We start from the raw sequence: 18,190 nt of genomic DNA, 5'->3' as shown, positions 1-18,190 counted from the left end.
ATATAAAACTACCATTATTAATTTCTGAAAAAATCTCTCAATATGAAAAGTGGCTAAGCTGGTTTCCAGAGGCAAATCCGTATGTGATGGAAAACACAGCCCTTCCTATGAGAACAAGACTTTTACAATTAGCTGCAGTCAAAAAACAATTTTGGCTGATTAAACTTTATAATAGAGTTGTTTTGAGAATGGTTTATGGAGTATTGTATAAATAATCATTGTACTATATGATTCGATTGTTGCTTTATATTATTCTAGGAGCTTCGGTGAGTTTTTATCTCTTCCCGATCTCTTTCACTTTTCTACCTAGCCTAAACACCAAAATGATCCTAGCATTGCTAGGTGTTATGTTTGCTGGGATGAATTGGTTAATGGAAAAAGAAATTAAAATTTCAAAAGGGTTTTTAGTTTCAGTCATATTAGCTTTGTTGTTTTCATTCATCTGCTTCTATTCTACCGACATAAATAAAACTACCGATTACGCCTATGCTTCTTATATACTAAGTTTTGCTGTTTGGTACTTTGGCGCTTATGCTATCTGTACTATGATTAAATCTGTCCATGGGAAAGTAGATTTTAAGTTAATAACTTTTTATGCCACAGCGGTTTGTGTCTTTCAATGTATAGCAGCACTTATGATTGATAATATCCCAAGTGTCAAGCTTTTCGTAGATAGTTATGTGTCTCAAGGCCAGGAATTCTTTGAAGAGGTCGGAAGACTTTATGGGATTGGTGCAGCATTAGACCCCGCTGGTGTTAGGTTTACCATCGTTTTATTAATGATTACTGCAACCCTAAATAATGATGAAAAAGTTAGGAACAATACTTGGTCAATTAGTTTATTGTTAATCGCCTTTTTCTTTATTGCAATTATTGGAAATGCCATTTCTAGAACGACCATTTTAGGATTGGGGGCATCCTTAGGCTATTTAGTATTTGGTTCATCCGTTTTTAGACAAGCTGTAAAGAAGTATTCTGGAAAATTAAGTCTTTTGTTCGGACTATTTCTGGTTGTAGCCATTGGAGTATCCATTTACCTATACAATACCAACGCAGAGTTTTATGATCAAATGCGTTTTGCCTTTGAGGGTTTCTTCAATTACGTTGAAAAAGGTGAATGGAGAACAGACTCAACAGATAAGTTGAATAGGGAAATGTGGGTATGGCCAGAGGATCAGAAAACTTGGTTAATCGGTACTGGATTGTTTGACAACTTCGTTTTCAGTACGGATATTGGCTATTGTCGTTTTATTCTTTACTCTGGCTTAATTGGTTTTTCTGTATTCGCCCTTTTGTTTGTGGTAAATGCATTGGTTTTTATGAAAAGACACCCTGATTATTGGATGTTTTTCTTGATTTTATTGGTTTTAACCTTCGTTATCTGGTTTAAGGTTGCAACTGATATCTTTTTTATATACGCAGTTTTTTATTGCATCGATTCGTTAAAGGTTACAGAAGATATAGCTGAAAAAGAAGAAGTTTATGAAGATAGTTTATTGCATCCTAGGTACATTTAACTCAGGAGGTATGGAGCGAGTATTGGCTAATAAAACCAATTATCTTGCTAAACTTGGACACGATATCAGCATCATTACTACTGATCAGAAAAATCGAAAACCTTATTTTGATTTGGATGAATCAATAAAGCAAATAGATTTAGGCATAAATTATACAGAAAATAATAGTTCTGGTCTTCTTAAAAAGCTTTTTGATTACCCCAAAAAACAGGCATTGCATAAAAAATTGCTAACAGAACAACTGTTAGCAATTCAACCTGAAATCTGTGTTTCCCTGTTCGATCATGAAGTAGACCTATTGCCTGAGATAAAAGATGGAAGTAAGAAGATTGTTGAAATACATTTTTCAAGATTTAAAAGATTGCAATATGGTCGGAAAGGAATTTGGAAGATTATTGATAGCTATAGAAGTAAAAAAGACCTAAAAACCGTTCAGAAATATGATAAGTTCGTCGTCCTTACAGAAGAAGATAAATCCTATTGGGGCGATCTTCCAAATATCATTGTAATCCCAAATGCCAATAGCTTTCCAGTTTCGCAACGTAGTAATTTAACTTCGAAACATGTTATTGCTGTCGGACGCTATGATTATCAAAAAAGATTTGAGGATCTAGTGGATGTTTGGAAAATAGTTCATCAACAAGAGCCAGATTGGAAGCTGAATATCTTTGGAAAAGGACCAGAAAAGGAAAACTTACAGAATCAAATCAATAAGCTGGGACTCGAAAAGTCTTTAATTCTTCAAGAACCAGTAAGAAATATAGACCAACAATACTTGGATAGCTCAATGATAGCCATGACTTCAAGGTATGAAGGTTTACCAATGGCCTTGCTAGAGGGGCAGGCGTCCGGATTGCCTATGATATCATATGCATGCAAATGTGGGCCACGTGACATTATCCAGGAGGGTAAAAACGGATACTTGTTAGAAGAAGAGGATAAAGCAGGTATGGCAAATAAAATATTAGAGTTGATACGTGATCCAGAATTAAGAGATACGATGGGACAGCATGCATTTGAAATGTCTGGAGATTTTTCAGAAGCAGCAGTTATGAAAAAATGGATTCAATTGTTTAATGATGCCTTGAATAGACGCTAATGAAAACTATTGTAATATCTGCCGTAAATTTAGTTGAAGCCGGTACTTTGGCTATCCTTCAGGATTGCTTGAAGTTTTTGTCAGACTATGCTGTGAAGAATGGTTACCGTGTTGTAGCTATTGTATATAAAAGAGAATTAACTGATTTTCCTAACATTGAATATATAGAGACACAATGGCCAAAGAAAAGATGGGTTAATAGGCTTTGGTATGAATATGTCTCTTTAAAAAAGATTTCCAAAGAAATAGGTCCGGTTGAATTATGGTTTGCTTTACATGATACGAGCCCTTCCGTAATTGCCAATAGGAGAGCGGTATACTGTCATAATTCATTTTCCTTCTACAAATGGAAAATGCACGATTTGTTTTTTGCCCCTAAAATTGCCATGTTCGCAATCTTCACCAAACTTATCTATAAGACCAATATCCATAAAAATGAGTATTTAGTTGTTCAGCAAGAATGGTTTAGGAGAGGGCTAAGCAAAATGTTTCATATTGATCCTAAAAAAATTATTGTCACTAGACCGAAAATTGTTGACAATGCAGTGGAGGTCATTGATCAAGAGCGCAATTCCAATTATAACTTTTTATTTGCAGGTTCTCCAAATAGTCATAAGAATTTTGAAGTTATCTGTGAAGCAGCGAGAATATTAAAGTCAGATTATGGCTTAAATAATTTTAAGGCTACTATCACTGTAAAAGGTAATGAGAATAAATATGCCAATTGGCTGAAAAATAAATGGGGAAGTGTAAATAATATTGAGTTTTTAGGTTTTATTCCAAAAGCGAAATTGCTTGAACTCTATGGAATGACCGACTGTCTTATCTATCCTTCAAAAGTTGAATCTTGGGGCCTGCCAATTTCAGAATTTAAGAAATATGATAGACCTATGCTTTTGGCTGATTTACCTTATGCACATGAAACCGCAGAAGGAAGTAAATTGACGGCCTTTTTTAATCCGGATAACCCAAAGGAATTGGCTGATTTAATGGCTCAATTAATAAAAGGAGATTATTCTTCACTAAAACCAAAACCGGTTGTTCCACTTGATGAACCAAAAGCTGACAATTGGGAAGAATTATTTAATATTTTACTAAAATAACCGACGTACAGTTTATTATATGAAAGTTCTACAATTAGGTAAGTTTTATCCGATCCGAGGCGGTGTTGAAAAGGTTGAATACGATTTGATGCTTGGTTTATCAAATCAAGGTGTTCATTGCGATATGCTTTGTGCTTCCACAGAAGATCATCCAGAGGCTACAATACATCTAAATAAGTTTGCAACACTATTTGTCGTTTCGACTCAAATAAATGCTGCAGCAACCAAATTAGCCCCTAAAATGATCAGCAAACTCCGCAAGATATGTAGGAGCTATGATGTCATTCATGTACATCACCCTGATCCCATGGCTACTTTGGCTTTGTTTTTATCGAATTATAAAGGCAAGGTTGTTCTCCATTGGCATAGTGATATCCTAAAGCAGAAGACTTTATTGAGGCTGTACAAGCCACTTCAGGATTGGTTGATCAAGAGAGCTGATATAATTGTAGGAACCACCCCAATTTACGTTGAGCAGTCCAAGTTTCTAAAGCAGGTTCAATCAAAAGTGGATTTTATTCCCATTGGTGTGGATGTTGATCCTGAAATATCTCCATTGCTTGAAAATATTAAAAAGGAATATCCGAATAAGAAGATAATTTTTTCATTGGGTCGGCTGGTTGAATACAAAGGCTATGAGTACCTAATAAAATCTGCCAAATACCTGGACGATAGTTATCAAATTGTAATCGGTGGCAAAGGACCCCTGAAGGAAGAATTAGATGCTTTGATCACTGAAAATGGATTAGGATCCAAGGTGAAATTACTAGGATTTATGACTGATGACGAAGTGGTTGGATATTATCAAGCCTGTGATTTGTTTTGTTTAAGCTCCATATTAAAGACTGAAGCATTTGCTATTGTTCAAATCGAGGCAATGGGATATGGAAAACCTATTGTTTCAACCAGAATCCCTGAATCTGGCGTAAGCTGGGTAAATCAAAATGGTGTTTCGGGATTGACCGTAGAAATAGAAGATGAACGTTCTTTAGCGGATTCATTCACTACAATCCTGACCAACGAAGATGTCTACAAAAATCTATCGGATGGAGCGAGAAAACGCTATTTTGAGCATTTTACGCGACAAAAAATGGTAGATAAATGTTTACAAATATATAATAAGATTTTAGCCTAATATTGCCAATACCTAATTTAGCGCAAAATCGTAGAAGATGATTTTTATTGACGTTCAACAAATTTTCTTGCGATTCTTTCGTTGTTCTTATTCTTTCTTGCTAAATTATCATTATTTAACCTAAAAAAATATTGATTAATGGACGAAAACATGAATGCAAAGAGCCATAAGGTTCCTAATCAATTATTTTTCAATTTAATCCAAGAAGATCTTAACCTTGGAAAAACCGTGAAATTTAATGTTTCAGGAAACAGTATGTTGCCCTTTTTAAGGCATGCAGATCAAGTTACAATCAAACAACCCATTAATAATAATGTTAATATAGGTGACATTCTTTTAGCCAAACATGAAGGAAAAATTGTTTTACATCGATTCGTTGGAATTAAAGATGGTAAACTAGTCCTTGCAGGCGATGGAAATCTCTATCAAAAGGAATTCATCCTTAAAGATGATGTGTTAGCAATCGTAATGAAAGGCTTTAGAGATCGTAAAGAGCTTAATGTTAATTCTTGGTATAAAAAGAAGTTAGGGATGTTGTGGTACTATTTAAGGCCATTTAGATACCTCATAAGTAAATTTAATAGTTGAAAAATGAAATTGAGAACTGATTTGCAGCTTCGGAAGTTAGGAAATGACTATATCATCATTGACCCAGGTCAGGAAATGATTGATATGTCCAAAGTTTTTACACTAAACGAGACTGCTGCATTTTTATGGGAAGAGTTACAAGGTAAAGAATTTACTGAAGAAACTGTTTCCGATATTTTGTTGGAAAATTATGAAGTGAATGAGGATGTGGCGGTAAAAGATGCCAAAAAGCTTATCCAGACCTTTATAAAAGGAGGTTTAATCAGAGATTAAAGTAATGCTAAATAACAGGATTATTAATATATTTTTTTTATTACTTAAATCTGGATTGTGGAAAAATGCTAATTTAGATACAGAGTTTTTTCCTTTAACTAACCGAGAATGGGAAGAAATCTATAAAATTAGTATAAATCAAACCGTAGAATGTATCGTATTTGACGGTATTCAAAAATTAGAGCCAAAATACCAACCTAGTAAAATTTTGTTGTTGAACTGGGCGGTGAGAGTTGAAAAGCATGCGCAAAGGAATGAAAGAATGAATGAGATCATCATCAAATTACATTCTCTGTTCCAGGAACATCAAGTAAACAGCATTTTGTTGAAAGGCCAAGGCCTTGCAAAATGCTATGACAATCCTGCAAGAAGGGTATGTGGTGATATAGATCTATTTTTTGAAGACAAAAACACTTATACGAAAGCATTTAATATTATTAACGAAAAAGGGTTAGAGATCAATTCTATGCCCGGATTTAGTTCCGAGTACAATTTTGAAGGATTTGAAGTCGAACATCATCGCAATATGTTTGATATCCATAATCCATTCGTTCAAAATAAACTGGAGAAAATCCGACTGGAGGAGGTCAATAACTTCACAACTTTAAATATTGAAAACACTAAAATACAATTACCGTCTGCATTAGAAACAATTATCCAAGCTAATTCCCATATCCTAAAGCATTTGCTTTCCTATGGTATCGGAATACGTCAATTATGTGACTCTGCAAGGATTTATGCACATTATAATCAAGAGTTGAGGACAAGTAATTTAAAAGAAATTTATTCCTCATTGGGGATAAAGAATTGGATAGATATGTTGCACCTCTTGTTAGTTAAATATTTGGGTTTAGAAGAATCTAATCTGCCTTATAAACTGACAGCAAATTTAGACGCGGATTGGATGATGGAAGATATTTTGGTGTCAGGGAATTTTGGGTTTCATAATGCAAATTTTGTAGATAAAGAAATCAATTTGAATGGCGGACGAGCGAATAAGAAAAGTAGGATATGGAAAAGCTTTTTGAAATATGTTAAGGTAACACCTTCAGAAGCAATCTGGTTTCCAATTATGCAATTTTATTCAAGGTTCAAAATATAAGGTATTGTTAGCAGGAATTACATATCAGCTAAAATGGGCTTGGGAACAAGCAAAAGGTCATAAAAATGAACTGATAGTTTTTTTCATCCTTGAGTTAATTGGAATTGCCTGCTCGTTATATTTTGTCGTATGGTCGAAACATGCAATTGATTTTGCAATAAGCGGTGATAAAGCTTCCGTTGATAAAGCGCTAATATTAACCGTATTATTTATCGTTCTTGGACTTATTGTTAAAGCTTGGGGATCTTGGATCAATGAAAGGACAAGAGCAAAAATGCTCATTGAAGTTCAAAATAAACTGATCAAGATCCAGATGTTGTCAAGATGGAAAGTAATTAAGAATTGGCACACTGGAGACATGCAGATAAGAATAAATAATGACGCCAATGAAATCGTGCAGATGATTGGTTTCTCATTTATTTCCTTTCTGATTACAGTGATCAAATTACTTGCTTCGTTTGCATTGCTTTGGTCCATGGACCCAATGCTTGCATTATTGATCTTGGCAATTTCACCATTGTTCATTTTTACCAAAATTTATTTCAAGAAACTAAGATTTATCAATAGATCTTTGAAAAAAGCAGAATCAAATTTAGGTAAAGTGGTACAAGAAAACCTGAGATTCAGAATGGTTCTCAGAGCTCTGGGACTTCAGAATTTCAGATGGCAGAAAGTTGAAGAGAGCCAAGCTAACATATATGATTTAAAACTGAAATTGTTGAATTTTTCAACAATTTCACAGAGTTCTTTGAAGTTACTTATCAATATCGGTTTCCTACTGACTTTTGTCTGGGGAGTTTATAAATTGAGAACTGATGAAATTACATTTGGAATGATGACCGCTTTCCTTCAATTAGTTGGAAGGATCCAAGGGCCATTATTGCTCCTTATGAGTTTTATTCCTGTTTTTATAAAATTTAGAACAGCAGCTGAAAGGGTGGAAGAGGTTTATAAAACAGAAGTTGAAGAAGAATATACCCCTGAATTTATTAAAGACCCATATGAATTGATCATCAAAAACTTAAGCTTTAAATATGAAGATAATTTGGTGATCGATGATTTTAACCTGAAAGTGAAAAAAGGCGAGCCAACAGCCATCATTGGTTCAAGTGGCAAAGGAAAAACAACGCTGATTAGGTTGTTGTTAGCTGTAATCCAACCTAACAAAGGTGAAATTTATGTGGAAACAGGACTAAAAACGTATGCTATTAATCATAATCACCGTGTAAATATAGCTTATGTACCCCAAGGAGATAAACTGTTTTCAGGTACCATTAAGGAAAATATCCTGACTGATACTGAAAATGTTAATCCTGAAAAGATATATGAAGTCTTGTACCTGAGTTGTTCCGAGTTTGTCTATGACCTTCCTGATGGTTTGGATACGGTAGTTGGAGAATCCGGGTATGGTCTTTCCGAAGGGCAGGCTCAGCGTATTGCACTGGCAAGGGCATTAATGAAGGAAAACAGCATTTGGTTATTTGATGAAGTAACATCGGCTTTAGATCATAAAACATCAGAACTATTAATAGAGAGATTGATGAGTGCAGCGAAGAACAAAATTGTAATTTTTGTAACACACGACTTAAAATTGGCCGAAAAATGTAGTCAATCGGTTTATATGCAGTAATAAAAATTTTTTGAAGGAAATAATGAAAACAGTGGACTATTTAGTTGCTGAGAATTTGATTAGGATCGTATATGATGATTCAATTGATATTCAAAGTAGTTTATCTTCATTTATTGATTTTGAGGTTCCATTTGATCAAAATGCAGAGGCCATTGTACACGTTGAAATTGTTTTGGAACCCACTGACATTGACCTCACAAATGCCAAACTTCTAAGTGATGTTTCCATTATCTGGGGCGATAGGTTCAAATTTGAAGAAACAGAACAAAAGTATGTCACCTCGGTGGAAAATGGAAATGCTAAAGACACTGAAATTTGGAGAATGATAAGTGATAAAGACTTCCGATTCTCGAAAATTCACATAAAAAAACAAGAGTTGTATGACTCAAATATTTTAAGCTGGCTCATTATGGTTGCATTTGGTCAGCGAGTTCTTTCAAATAATACAGCATTGATACATTCCTCTGTAGTCGAGAATGGAGAATATGCTGTTTCCTTCTTAGGAAAAAGCGGAACTGGGAAAAGTACACACAGTAGGTTATGGATAAGTACCAATGATGGTTTTCAACTATTGAATGATGATAACCCAGCAGTAAGAATCGTGGGTGATGAAGTATTTATCTATGGAACTCCTTGGAGTGGAAAAACAGCTTGTTACATTAATAAAAAGCGAAAATTAATGTCAATTATTAGACTGACACAAGCAAAAGAAAACCAAATGGAATGGAAAAGCAAAGGTGTTGAATCCCTATTGGCTCTGTTGCCAAGCTTTACCGCAATCAGATGGAATGCAAATATTTTTTCTTCCATGGTTACCATCCTTGAAAACATTATCCAACGAACTAATGTTGGACAATTAAATTGTCTCCCAAACCAGGAGGCAGCTATACTATGCTTAAAAGAAATTAAAAAAGTAAATAAACTTGAAAATGAATAGATTAATTATCAGCCTGTTTGCATTGACTTTGTTTGGACTTAGTTCATGCGTTGTTTCTAAAAAGGTAACTTACCTTGAAAATATGGTTCCAGGTTCTGAATATCCTATGCAGGAGATTCCAACCTTAAAGATTCAGAAGTATGATAGATTGAGCATTATTATCAGTTCAAAGACTCCTGAATTGGCAGCACCATTCAACCCTGATGGTGGAATTTATAATGTAGGTGATAAAGGTGAAATTACAACCTCAGCTACAGGAGTTCCAACTGAAAAAGGATATTTAGTGGATAAAAACGGAAATATCGACTTTCCAGTTCTTGGTGTCATCAAAGCAGAAGGTAAAACTGCCGAGGAACTTAAGAGTTTTATTACGGACAGGTTGGTTAAAGAAAATTTAATCAATTCTCCTTTAGTTAGAGTAGAACTGCTGAACATTAAAATCATGATGATGGGTGAAGTTGGTGCTGTAGGTATCCTGAATGTTCCTGATGGTCAGATTTCTATTCTAGAAGCAATTACTCGTAGCGGTGGTCTAACCACAAATGCTTTAACCGAAGCCATTACGGTCATCAGAGAAGAAAACGGTTACAGAAAAATGTATACAAGTAATATTGAAGATGTTAATCTATTCGACTCTCCAGTTTATTATTTGAAACAAAATGATATCGTCTATGTAAAACCTAGATCTGCCGTTCCTACTCCTAGAGAAGACTTAACATGGAGATACATTGGTTTTGCTACCGGTATGTTGACCCTTGGTGTGAGCCTTATAGCATTATTTAATAGAAACTAACAAATTAATGGTTAATCATTCAATAAATAAGCCTTTTCAAGGAAAAGGTAAACAAGATCAATCTCTTTATGTATTAGATATCTTGCGATATCTTTTGGGGAACTGGAAATGGTTCTTGTTATCGATATTGATCTTTGGTGGATATTTTTATTACCAATACAGTAAGACTCCATTTTTATATAAAAAGGATCAAACTGTAATGATAAAGACAGCCACGAACTCCATGAGTGCCTCTAGGATCACCAGACCTAATAACTTTTACAATTTTGTAAATGTTAACTCTGAAATCCTTCAGCTTAGATCCCAAGAGTTAATGCGTAATACCATTAGTCTCTTGAATGCGGATGTAAGCTATTCTAGGAAAGATGGACTGAGGTCAGTGGAACTCTATAAAACTTCACCGTTTATTGTTCGTTTTACAAATGTTCCTCCACAGGCTGGGTTTTCATTTAATCTGAAATATAAAGGAAACAATCAGGTTGAACTATCTTCATTTTCAAACTCTGACCCAGATAAAACAGTAACAGTAAAACTTAATTCAGAAGCCAAAACACCAGTTGGAAATGTAATCATTTCAGCCAATTCTGATAAAGCATATCGTGTAAATCTTTCTGAGGATATTACGATTACCAAAAGCCCTATCGAATCTATGGTAGGTTACTTTTTGGGAAATCTTAATATCGTTCAAATGGAAGATGTAGAAATCCTTCAGATGACTATGGAAGATACTTCTCCATTGCGTGCAGAAGACATGATCACTAAGTTGATTGAGGTGTACAATCAAATGACCATTGAAGATAAAAAGACAGTCGCTAATAATACGGCTGATTTCATCAATGACAGAATTGTAATCATTGAAAAGGAACTAAGTTCAGTGGAATCTAGCTTGGAAGGCATGAAAACCCAAAACCAAGGGTTGGATGTTAAATCTGCAGGTGAGGCTTATTGGACCGAATCTAGAACTTACCAAAGCTCAAGTAAAGAGTTAGAAACGCAATTGAAATTGGTAGAGATCATGCGCCAAAGGTTAAGTGATCCTAGCCGAGTGGATGATCTTATTCCAAGTAACACTGGATTGGTAGATAATAATATCGAGGACATCATCTCTGAATATAACACGTTGTTATTGAGAAGAAACCGTTTGATGAGTGGAAACAGCTCAGAAAACCCAATTGTTCAAGATCTGAACAGTGCACTTTCTCAGGTAAGACAAAATATCGCCCGTGCTATTGATAACGTAATTTCTGGTTTTAGGATCAGAATGAATAACATGAGGGAAGAAGAGAATGCAGCGATCGGAAAAGCGAGAAGCCTTCCTTCAAAACAACGAATTATGTTGTCTGCTGAACGTCAGCAAAAGGTAATTGAAGAGCTTTATATTTTCTTGTTGAACAAACGTGAAGAAAACGCGATCAATAGAGCTATGACGGATGATAACATCCGTGTTATTGACTCTGCATCGGGTTCTAATGCTCCTTTCTATCCTAGCAAATTCAAAAAAGTTGCCATTGGTGTAGCCATTGGTATTGCAGTTCCAGCAGCCATATTGTTGTTGATGCTGTTATTGAATACCAAGGTTAGAAACCGTAAGGATATTGAAGATGTAGTAAGTGTTCCTTTCTTGGCCGAGATTCCTTTCTCAACCGAGATGAAAAATGCCAAGAGTGATATCGTTATCAAAGAACAAGGCGTTGATGAGGTGACAGAAGCATTCAGGATTTTCAGAACGAACCTAAGCTTTATGTCTTCTGGTGATAAAAAACAAAAGGTCGTAACATTTACTTCATTCAATGTAGGTGCCGGTAAAACCTTCTCCGTTATTAATTTAGGAGTGAGCATGACCTTCTTGAAAAAGAAAGTCGTTTTAATCGACTTAGACCTTAGAAAGGGTACTTTAAGTAACATCACAAAATTCCCTATGCCAATTGGTGTTACGCATTACCTTTCTGATAGTTCTGTTACGGTAGATGAAATCATCTATAAAGATAGAACAGATGCCGAGATAGACATCGTTCCGATTGGTGTGATCGCACCGAATCCAGTTGAGCTATTATTAAGTGAGCGTTTGGATCAATTGATCGCTGAACTAAAAGAACGTTATGACTATATTATCGTTGATAATGTTCCATTGGGAATCGTTGCAGACGCTGATATCGTGAATAGGATTACCGATGTGACCATATTCGTTGTTCGTGCTGGTAAGATGGATAGAAGGCAATTGCCTGATGTTCAGAAAATCTATGATTCTTCAGCATTGACCAATATGGCCATCCTATTAAATGGGGTGAAATTCGGAAATAACCCTTATGGTTATGGTGGATATGGATATGGTGGTTATGGCTACGGTTATGGCTATGGTTATTCAGCCCAACAGAAAAGAGGTTTCTTCTCAAGACTATTTGGAAGAAAATAAAATGAACAATACAGAAAAAGCCCTATAGAATATTTATAGGGCTTTTTTTGTTAATAATTTTCTGATTCTATGATTTTATGAATGGAATCGATGTATCCCTGTAATTCTCTATTTTGCTTTTTTACGATCCGTGGTTTTAAATAGAGCCAAACAAATAATAGCCAACCCAAGGTTAAGGCATAAGTAATAATAGCCATTCCATAGCTCATCCTTAAACAGAATTCATAAAGGTAAATCAAGATACCAATGCTAAGCAGTGAAAAATAAACATTCATAAAACGGCTTTGAATATTCCTTTGTTTCTCCTGGATATTAAGTAAGGAATTTAAATAAGCCTTATTGTCCTGATCTTTGTTTAACTCAAAAATGGATTTATAAAATAGATTGAACTTTATTAAGGAAAGGGAAATCGCCAGAATAATAAATGACATTCCAATTTTTGGATAAATAGTGCTAGCATCATATAAAAACCAGATTGAAAGAATAAAGATAACGGTTAGACCCAATGTGATATTTGAGGTCCATTTCTTCTTCATCGAATTCTTTCTATATTTTGAAAGGCGTTGTTTTAGTTCTCTTAAATCTGGAGAGATAGCGGGTTGCTTCTTCCAAATGTGAGATAGATTTAACTCGTTATTTTCCATGATTTTTAAATTTTATATTTAATCTTTCTTTTATCCTATGGATTTTGACCCTAATATTGCTGTCAGATAATCCCACAATTTTTGATATCTCCTGTTGTTTGATCCCTTCCAATTCCAAAGAAATAATGATTCTATCTAACTCCGGAAGTTCAGAAATGAATTGATATAATAATTTTATCTCTTGATCCAATTCATGATCCGCATTGTCCTCCTCTGGAATGAATGTTTCCACCTTCAAAATTTTTTCGTTTTTCTTGATCTGGCTTAAACAGGTATTGGTTGCTATCCTGAATATCCAGGTTCCTATACTGGCCTCATTCCTAAACGTTGATAGCTTTTCCCAAACTGTAATAAAAGTTTCTTGGGCTAAATCCTTTGCTTGGTCTTGGTCATTGATGTAACCCATGCACAATCGATAGATTTTGTCCCAATATTCCTCATATAATTTGTTGAAATCCATTACTTTAGAAAGTTTTGAACTTGTTGTAAATACCAATCTTTAGCATCATACATGATAAAGTGTAAACTGTTCTCAGCATACCTAAAATCAGCAGATCTCAAGTTGACATATTGTTGCTCTATTGCGGGTTTGATTTGTTTGAAGCTACTTTCAAGCAAAATCAAGGTAGGACATTGAATCGATTTTATCTCTTCCCTCAAATCGGTGTTGCTGAAATCGCAAAACATCTTTCCAAATGTAGATCGGTCAGATTTCATGGTCCAATCCAAAATTATTTGTTGTTTACTTGTATCTTGAACCATCCCTGTCATTACTTGTTTTTGCATTGCTTTAAACTGTTCATCAGTAATTGAATTCATCTGATTGACAATTGCAGAACAATCAATATTAGGTTTTGATTTATAATTTGGGTCACTCAATGCAGCCAAGCAAGGAAGTGCATCAACTACCACAATTTTGCTGATTAAAGTCGGTTCTGTAGCTGCAATGTCCATGGCCATCACTCCGCCCATACTATGACCGATGATAATTGGATTTAGAATTTTTTCGCTTTTAATATAATCAATAATATCATCTCGCCAACCTTTAAAGCTGGGGTCTGTTTGCGCAGGCACAGAAGCAAAGCCTGCCATGGTTAATACATAATAAGTGTAATCATTCCCAAGGGCATCAATCGTTTCTTTCCAAACCTCTCCAGATGATGCAAAACCCGGGATAAATAGGATGTTTTGCTTTCCATTTCCAATCTTTTCTATTTGGAAACTATTTTCTTTGGTTTGAGCGTCTGCTGTTGATACCAATGCTACAAAGGCGATAGCGGCTAGTAAAATGTTTTTCAAGTTCATAACTAATTGTTTTTGTTTTCCTTTAGATATGATTTTGAAAAAAATGTTACAGTATATTTCATAAATATATTACTATTTCAATATTGCGTTGAGTAAGTTGTTGAATAACAGTTCGATAAAAGAAATTTCTTTGTTTTTTTATTCAGATAATGTTGGTTTTATTACTTCCACTTCTTAGCATATTTTTTTAAATTTATTACATCCAAGCCTTAAGCTCTTGGTTTATAAATCAATAACCATTTCCTAATACAGCACTAATTATGTCCAAAAGCCCCTTATTCCGAAAATTGATTGCCTTAATTTTGCTTACTTCTGTATTTTCTCCATTGTTTGGTCAAAATGCTCCAAAACTCATCATCAGATCCGATGATATCGGTTCGTTTAATGCGGCAAATCTTGCCATTATTGAAACCTATCAAAAAGGCATAACAACTTCAGTAGAACTGATGGTAAATTGTCCCTGGGCACCTGAGGCTGTGAAGATGTTAAAGGAAAATCCAAATTTAGATGTTGGGGTGCATTTGATGATTACCAGTGAATGGGAGAATTGTAAATGGCGACCTTTGACATCGGCGAAAAGTTTGGTTGATGATTATGGCAATTTTTTCTCTTTCATCTACCCAAATAAAAAGGTACCGATGGCATCCATTCAGGAGCACCAATGGAAATTGGCGGATATTGAAGCAGAGTTCAGGGCCCAAATTGAAATGGCGAAGAAATTGTTACCGCGAATTTCACATATATCCACACATATGGGTTGTGGTAATTGGGATAAGGAGGTAAAGGAAATGTTGATCAGGCTTTCTAAGGAGTACAATTTACCTCAGGATATGGATTATGAATTCTTAATGTTCCCAGATTTAGACCTGAAAAGCAAAGCTAATGTAGAAGAAAAAATTCAAGCTTTTTTGAAGGCGCTTGATGAATTAAAGGAAGATAAAGTATACTTGTTTGTGGAACATCCTGGCCTTGATGTCAGTGAAATGGAAAATGTAGGCCATGAAGGTTATAGAAATGTTCGTGAAGATAGGAGTGAGGTAACCAAAATCTTGCTAGATTCAAGGATTAAATCCAAAATCCATCATTTAGGAATTGAATTGACAGACTTCAAATCCTTAAAACCAAAGAGGGTTGAATAAAAGCCCTTAATGAATAAAATTAAAAAACGGATAAATATACATGAGATAAATGGATATTAATGCTAAAGCAGAAATCCATATGCGGTATAAATAATGCATCATTCGATAATCTCCTGTGATATACCAATTGGCATAGATAGCAGCACTTGAGAAAAAAATAATAAAGCTGAAGAATAAGACGATCACCATATAATAATTTTGTTCATTTGTTAATTTCCTTATTTCAAATAATTAGATTTTTTGGTTGGTCTGATAACTTCAGTTATTCTTCAAATATATATAATATATTCATAATAAGAAATTTTAAATCTTTGAAATTTCTAAATTATTTTTGAAATAAAATATAAAAGCTTTTTTATATAGTTGTTTCGTTGTTATGAATGAACTATTCTTAATAGAATTTAATATATTTGTTCTGTTAAAAAAAGAATCCCTTTTGGTTATGCAGTTCAAAAAAAGAACATTCACTTTACTTGATAAGTTGTTTCTTTCCGTGTTTATCTTAAATATTCTGAATTATTTTTTGTTCGAAAAAACACTAATTTCCCTTCGGGTAATTTTTTTCTTTTTCCTTTTTGGAATGGTATTCTATTGGTTGATCCGAAAAAAAGACCTATTGCGTAATGTTGGAAAATTAGAAAGCATATTCTATAGTATAATCCTTACTGGATCCTACCTGACCTTTATTTTTCTAGGTCTAAATTATATGTTTTGCTCATCCGAAACCGAAGTCTCGACCTATAAGGTAAAATGTAAGATAAATAAAATTTGGTTGCCAGAGGAAGGAATGACACCAAAAGTAGTAAAAGCGGAATTCGAAAACGGATTCCATAAAAGAATAGGGCTCTCAGAAGACATAAGAATTCAAAATGTACATCCAGATTCTTTGAATGTCTATTTATCCTTGGGCTTATTTGGAATTCCTGTAATCAAAAAAGTGGAATTTGATCATTCGCATTCTTAAAAACCGTTCAAATATGTGCCTCCGTCCATTTCATTAGCCATAAAATGGATGATACTCCCGTAATTATCTGTAGTAATCGGTTCCAATAAATATTTTAATATAGTTTTTATGGGATCGGGGTTGTTCAATTCTAAAGGGACATCTTCAAAAATATTATAGGAGAAAGTGGCAGTTTCTATAATTATCTTTTGCTCTTCTGTCAATGCTTCATCTTTAATATACCTATTCAATGCAACTTTTAAGCTGTTTTCATCAAAATCAGATTGAACAAAGATCAACGCCTTTCTTCCCCAAGTGATACTTATAACATAGATCAGGTCATCGTCTTTTAATTTAGCCAATTCCTCTAAATAATTCTTGATTCCATCGCCCCCTGGATCTATAAACATATCAAATAAGGGAATCTCATATTCCACAAGAATATTGGATTTTGGCATTTTGTTATTGACGTCCAATCCAAACCATTTACCAAGGTCCAATTTTTGGCCAAAATTAGTATATAGGTCTTCGAGGTTTCGAATAGAGTAGAATGAATAACTCGCAATTCCTGCATTTCCTGTTGGAGCTCCTTTTGCCTTCAATTCATCAGAAATTACCTTGTACATGTTTTCCTTGTTAGGTACTATTTCAGGAAACTCATATTTAAACGAGGTTGAAATGGGGGTAATCTTTTGATTGGTTTTGATATCCTTGAATTCATGCTTCTCTGTATTGATCGATTTCTTACTAAGTACGGCGCCTAGAAATAAGCCTTCCGGATTTTTACCAAAGTAAGTCGAAGAATTTCTTGGTTCCTGAGCCGATAGGAGACCCAAGGTTAATATATAAAGCAAAACAGTTATTAATCCAGTTCTCATTTTATTTCTTTTCAGGGGTAAATACATAATTCTTCTTTAACCAGATTAGTCTGGAATTATTCAATGGCTCTGAATCAAGTAAATGTCGGTTATCAGGCATTTCATATTGTTGACCAATACTTAGCTGAGCTCGGTTCTTATTATTGGCGTTTTTTTTGAAAAAGCTAATTTTAAGGGTTAGGGTTGAATCAGCATTTTTTGTTGCCCAATTTTTCCAACTATTGTTTTTGGATTCATGGATTTGAAGAGTTTGCTCTGTCCATTTTATCTGATAGGATTCCATGGGCATTTTTGATTTATGTACAAACATGGAGTCTTCTTTGATCAGGATGGAATCTGGCTTGAAATAGGTCACACGGTTCCCGAAATGCAATTTGATATCAGCCTCGCTTAGGTCCTTTACCACAAAGCCCTTAAGGTATTCAATGAAATCTTCATTTTTCTCAGAAGTGTATTTATATAAAATAGCTTTGGGTTTTTCAACAGGTTCAGGCTCTGGCTCTGGTTCGGGTTCCGGTTTTGGAGCTGGCTTTGGTTCAGGTTCGATTTCACTTGGTCCGCAAGAATGTAAACTAATGAAGAAAATGGAGAGCGGAATTATTAATAAATAAATAGCAAAGCGATTGGTTATTAATGTCATACCTTAGTTTTTAAAAAATTGGTAACAGCTAGAAAAAGTGTAATTAACATA

General features: G+C 34.5%; 17 protein-coding genes and 1 pseudogene. 13 read left to right on the top strand and 5 right to left on the bottom strand.

What is annotated here, in order from left to right; all coding sequences use genetic code 11:
* The 12 genes and pseudogenes from ACWIB3_RS18485 to ACWIB3_RS18430 all read left to right on the top strand — a co-directional run.
* Nucleotides 1-215 (top strand): annotated as a pseudogene (locus tag ACWIB3_RS18485) (glycosyltransferase family 2 protein); the annotation flags it as partial.
* Nucleotides 216-635: 420 nt separating this feature from the next.
* Complete coding sequence (locus tag ACWIB3_RS18480) at nt 636-1,517, top strand: hypothetical protein (protein ID WP_254527397.1); 882 nt, start codon at nt 636-638, stop codon at nt 1,515-1,517.
* A gap of 10 nt (nt 1,518-1,527) precedes the next feature.
* Nucleotides 1,528-2,616 carry a glycosyltransferase family 4 protein gene (locus ACWIB3_RS18475; protein ID WP_454292361.1) on the top strand — a complete coding sequence of 363 codons (1,089 nt, stop codon included), beginning with the start codon at nt 1,528-1,530 and terminating at the stop codon, nt 2,614-2,616.
* A complete protein-coding gene (locus ACWIB3_RS18470) occupies nt 2,616-3,719 on the top strand; it encodes a glycosyltransferase family 4 protein (protein WP_185216614.1) in 1,104 nt (367 codons plus the stop codon). The genes ACWIB3_RS18475 and ACWIB3_RS18470 overlap by 1 nt, the downstream gene beginning before the upstream one ends.
* Nucleotides 3,720-3,738: 19 nt before the next feature.
* Nucleotides 3,739-4,854, top strand: coding sequence for a glycosyltransferase (locus ACWIB3_RS18465; RefSeq protein ID WP_454292360.1), 1,116 nt, complete (start codon nt 3,739-3,741; stop codon nt 4,852-4,854).
* 138 nt (nt 4,855-4,992) lie between these two features.
* Complete coding sequence (locus ACWIB3_RS18460) at nt 4,993-5,442, top strand: S24 family peptidase (RefSeq protein ID WP_454292359.1); 450 nt, start codon at nt 4,993-4,995, stop codon at nt 5,440-5,442.
* A gap of 3 nt (nt 5,443-5,445) precedes the next feature.
* Entirely contained in the window at nt 5,446-5,715 is a 270-nt protein-coding gene (locus ACWIB3_RS18455) for a PqqD family protein (RefSeq protein ID WP_185212398.1), read from the top strand.
* A 4-nt stretch (nt 5,716-5,719) separates the two neighbouring features.
* Nucleotides 5,720-6,817: a nucleotidyltransferase domain-containing protein gene (locus ACWIB3_RS18450; RefSeq protein ID WP_254534385.1), complete on the top strand. Its 1,098-nt coding sequence runs from the start codon at nt 5,720-5,722 to the stop codon at nt 6,815-6,817.
* Between the two features lie 4 nt (nt 6,818-6,821).
* Nucleotides 6,822-8,447 (top strand): ABC transporter ATP-binding protein, encoded by a 1,626-nt coding sequence (locus ACWIB3_RS18445; protein ID WP_254527392.1) that lies wholly within the window; start codon nt 6,822-6,824, stop codon nt 8,445-8,447.
* A gap of 22 nt (nt 8,448-8,469) precedes the next feature.
* Nucleotides 8,470-9,384 carry a hypothetical protein gene (locus ACWIB3_RS18440; protein WP_454292358.1) on the top strand — a complete coding sequence of 305 codons (915 nt, stop codon included), beginning with the start codon at nt 8,470-8,472 and terminating at the stop codon, nt 9,382-9,384.
* Nucleotides 9,377-10,177 (top strand): polysaccharide biosynthesis/export family protein, encoded by an 801-nt coding sequence (locus ACWIB3_RS18435; RefSeq protein WP_185212390.1) that lies wholly within the window; start codon nt 9,377-9,379, stop codon nt 10,175-10,177. Before ACWIB3_RS18440 ends, ACWIB3_RS18435 begins: the two co-directional genes overlap by 8 nt.
* 7 nt (nt 10,178-10,184) lie before the next feature.
* On the top strand, nt 10,185-12,590 hold the full coding sequence (locus tag ACWIB3_RS18430) for a GumC family protein (RefSeq protein ID WP_185216602.1): 2,406 nt from the start codon (nt 10,185-10,187) through the stop codon (nt 12,588-12,590).
* Nucleotides 12,591-12,640: 50 nt separating this feature from the next.
* On the opposite strand, the gene ACWIB3_RS18425 is transcribed toward ACWIB3_RS18430, so the two are convergent.
* From ACWIB3_RS18425 to ACWIB3_RS18415, 3 genes are read right to left on the bottom strand one after another with little or no spacing between them, the layout of a single operon-like run.
* Nucleotides 12,641-13,234 (bottom strand): hypothetical protein, encoded by a 594-nt coding sequence (locus tag ACWIB3_RS18425; RefSeq protein WP_313259552.1) that lies wholly within the window; start codon nt 13,232-13,234, stop codon nt 12,641-12,643.
* Complete coding sequence (locus ACWIB3_RS18420; protein WP_313259549.1) at nt 13,224-13,694, bottom strand: RNA polymerase sigma factor; 471 nt, start codon at nt 13,692-13,694, stop codon at nt 13,224-13,226. The genes ACWIB3_RS18425 and ACWIB3_RS18420 overlap by 11 nt, the downstream gene beginning before the upstream one ends.
* Nucleotides 13,694-14,539, bottom strand: a complete 846-nt coding sequence (locus ACWIB3_RS18415) for an alpha/beta fold hydrolase (RefSeq protein ID WP_185212382.1) — start codon at nt 14,537-14,539, stop codon at nt 13,694-13,696. The genes ACWIB3_RS18420 and ACWIB3_RS18415 overlap by 1 nt, the downstream gene beginning before the upstream one ends.
* A gap of 260 nt (nt 14,540-14,799) precedes the next feature.
* Between ACWIB3_RS18415 and ACWIB3_RS18410 the strand changes: the two genes are divergently transcribed.
* The gene (locus tag ACWIB3_RS18410) at nt 14,800-15,678 is read left to right on the top strand and encodes a ChbG/HpnK family deacetylase (RefSeq protein WP_454292357.1); all 879 of its coding nucleotides are present in this window, start codon (nt 14,800-14,802) and stop codon (nt 15,676-15,678) included.
* Nucleotides 15,679-16,638: 960 nt separating this feature from the next.
* On the opposite strand, the gene ACWIB3_RS18405 is transcribed toward ACWIB3_RS18410, so the two are convergent.
* Together ACWIB3_RS18405 and ACWIB3_RS18400 are read right to left on the bottom strand one after the other, a co-directional pair.
* Nucleotides 16,639-17,499, bottom strand: a complete 861-nt coding sequence (locus ACWIB3_RS18405; RefSeq protein ID WP_454292356.1) for a hypothetical protein — start codon at nt 17,497-17,499, stop codon at nt 16,639-16,641.
* A gap of 1 nt (nt 17,500) precedes the next feature.
* On the bottom strand, nt 17,501-18,139 hold the full coding sequence (locus ACWIB3_RS18400; protein ID WP_454292355.1) for a hypothetical protein: 639 nt from the start codon (nt 18,137-18,139) through the stop codon (nt 17,501-17,503).
* Nucleotides 18,140-18,190: the final 51 nt, after the last annotated feature.

Source organism: Sphingobacterium sp. NPDC055431 (genome assembly GCF_053644255.1).
The sequence above is the reverse complement of the archived record's forward strand: the minus strand, read 5'-3'. Positions and strand labels throughout refer to the sequence as shown.

Coding starts and splice junctions, on each gene's coding strand:
- ACWIB3_RS18480 (WP_254527397.1), top strand. CDS start 636: ATGATTGATAATATCCCAAGTGTCAAGCTTTTCGTAGATAGTTATGTG.
- ACWIB3_RS18475 (WP_454292361.1), top strand. CDS start 1,528: ATGGAGCGAGTATTGGCTAATAAAACCAATTATCTTGCTAAACTTGGA.
- ACWIB3_RS18470 (WP_185216614.1), top strand. CDS start 2,616: ATGAAAACTATTGTAATATCTGCCGTAAATTTAGTTGAAGCCGGTACT.
- ACWIB3_RS18465 (WP_454292360.1), top strand. CDS start 3,739: ATGAAAGTTCTACAATTAGGTAAGTTTTATCCGATCCGAGGCGGTGTT.
- ACWIB3_RS18460 (WP_454292359.1), top strand. CDS start 4,993: ATGGACGAAAACATGAATGCAAAGAGCCATAAGGTTCCTAATCAATTA.
- ACWIB3_RS18455 (WP_185212398.1), top strand. CDS start 5,446: ATGAAATTGAGAACTGATTTGCAGCTTCGGAAGTTAGGAAATGACTAT.
- ACWIB3_RS18450 (WP_254534385.1), top strand. CDS start 5,720: ATGCTAAATAACAGGATTATTAATATATTTTTTTTATTACTTAAATCT.
- ACWIB3_RS18440 (WP_454292358.1), top strand. CDS start 8,470: ATGAAAACAGTGGACTATTTAGTTGCTGAGAATTTGATTAGGATCGTA.
- ACWIB3_RS18435 (WP_185212390.1), top strand. CDS start 9,377: ATGAATAGATTAATTATCAGCCTGTTTGCATTGACTTTGTTTGGACTT.
- ACWIB3_RS18430 (WP_185216602.1), top strand. CDS start 10,185: ATGGTTAATCATTCAATAAATAAGCCTTTTCAAGGAAAAGGTAAACAA.
- ACWIB3_RS18425 (WP_313259552.1), bottom strand. CDS start 13,234: ATGGAAAATAACGAGTTAAATCTATCTCACATTTGGAAGAAGCAACCC.
- ACWIB3_RS18420 (WP_313259549.1), bottom strand. CDS start 13,694: ATGGATTTCAACAAATTATATGAGGAATATTGGGACAAAATCTATCGA.
- ACWIB3_RS18415 (WP_185212382.1), bottom strand. CDS start 14,539: ATGAACTTGAAAAACATTTTACTAGCCGCTATCGCCTTTGTAGCATTG.
- ACWIB3_RS18410 (WP_454292357.1), top strand. CDS start 14,800: ATGTCCAAAAGCCCCTTATTCCGAAAATTGATTGCCTTAATTTTGCTT.
- ACWIB3_RS18405 (WP_454292356.1), bottom strand. CDS start 17,499: ATGAGAACTGGATTAATAACTGTTTTGCTTTATATATTAACCTTGGGT.
- ACWIB3_RS18400 (WP_454292355.1), bottom strand. CDS start 18,139: ATGACATTAATAACCAATCGCTTTGCTATTTATTTATTAATAATTCCG.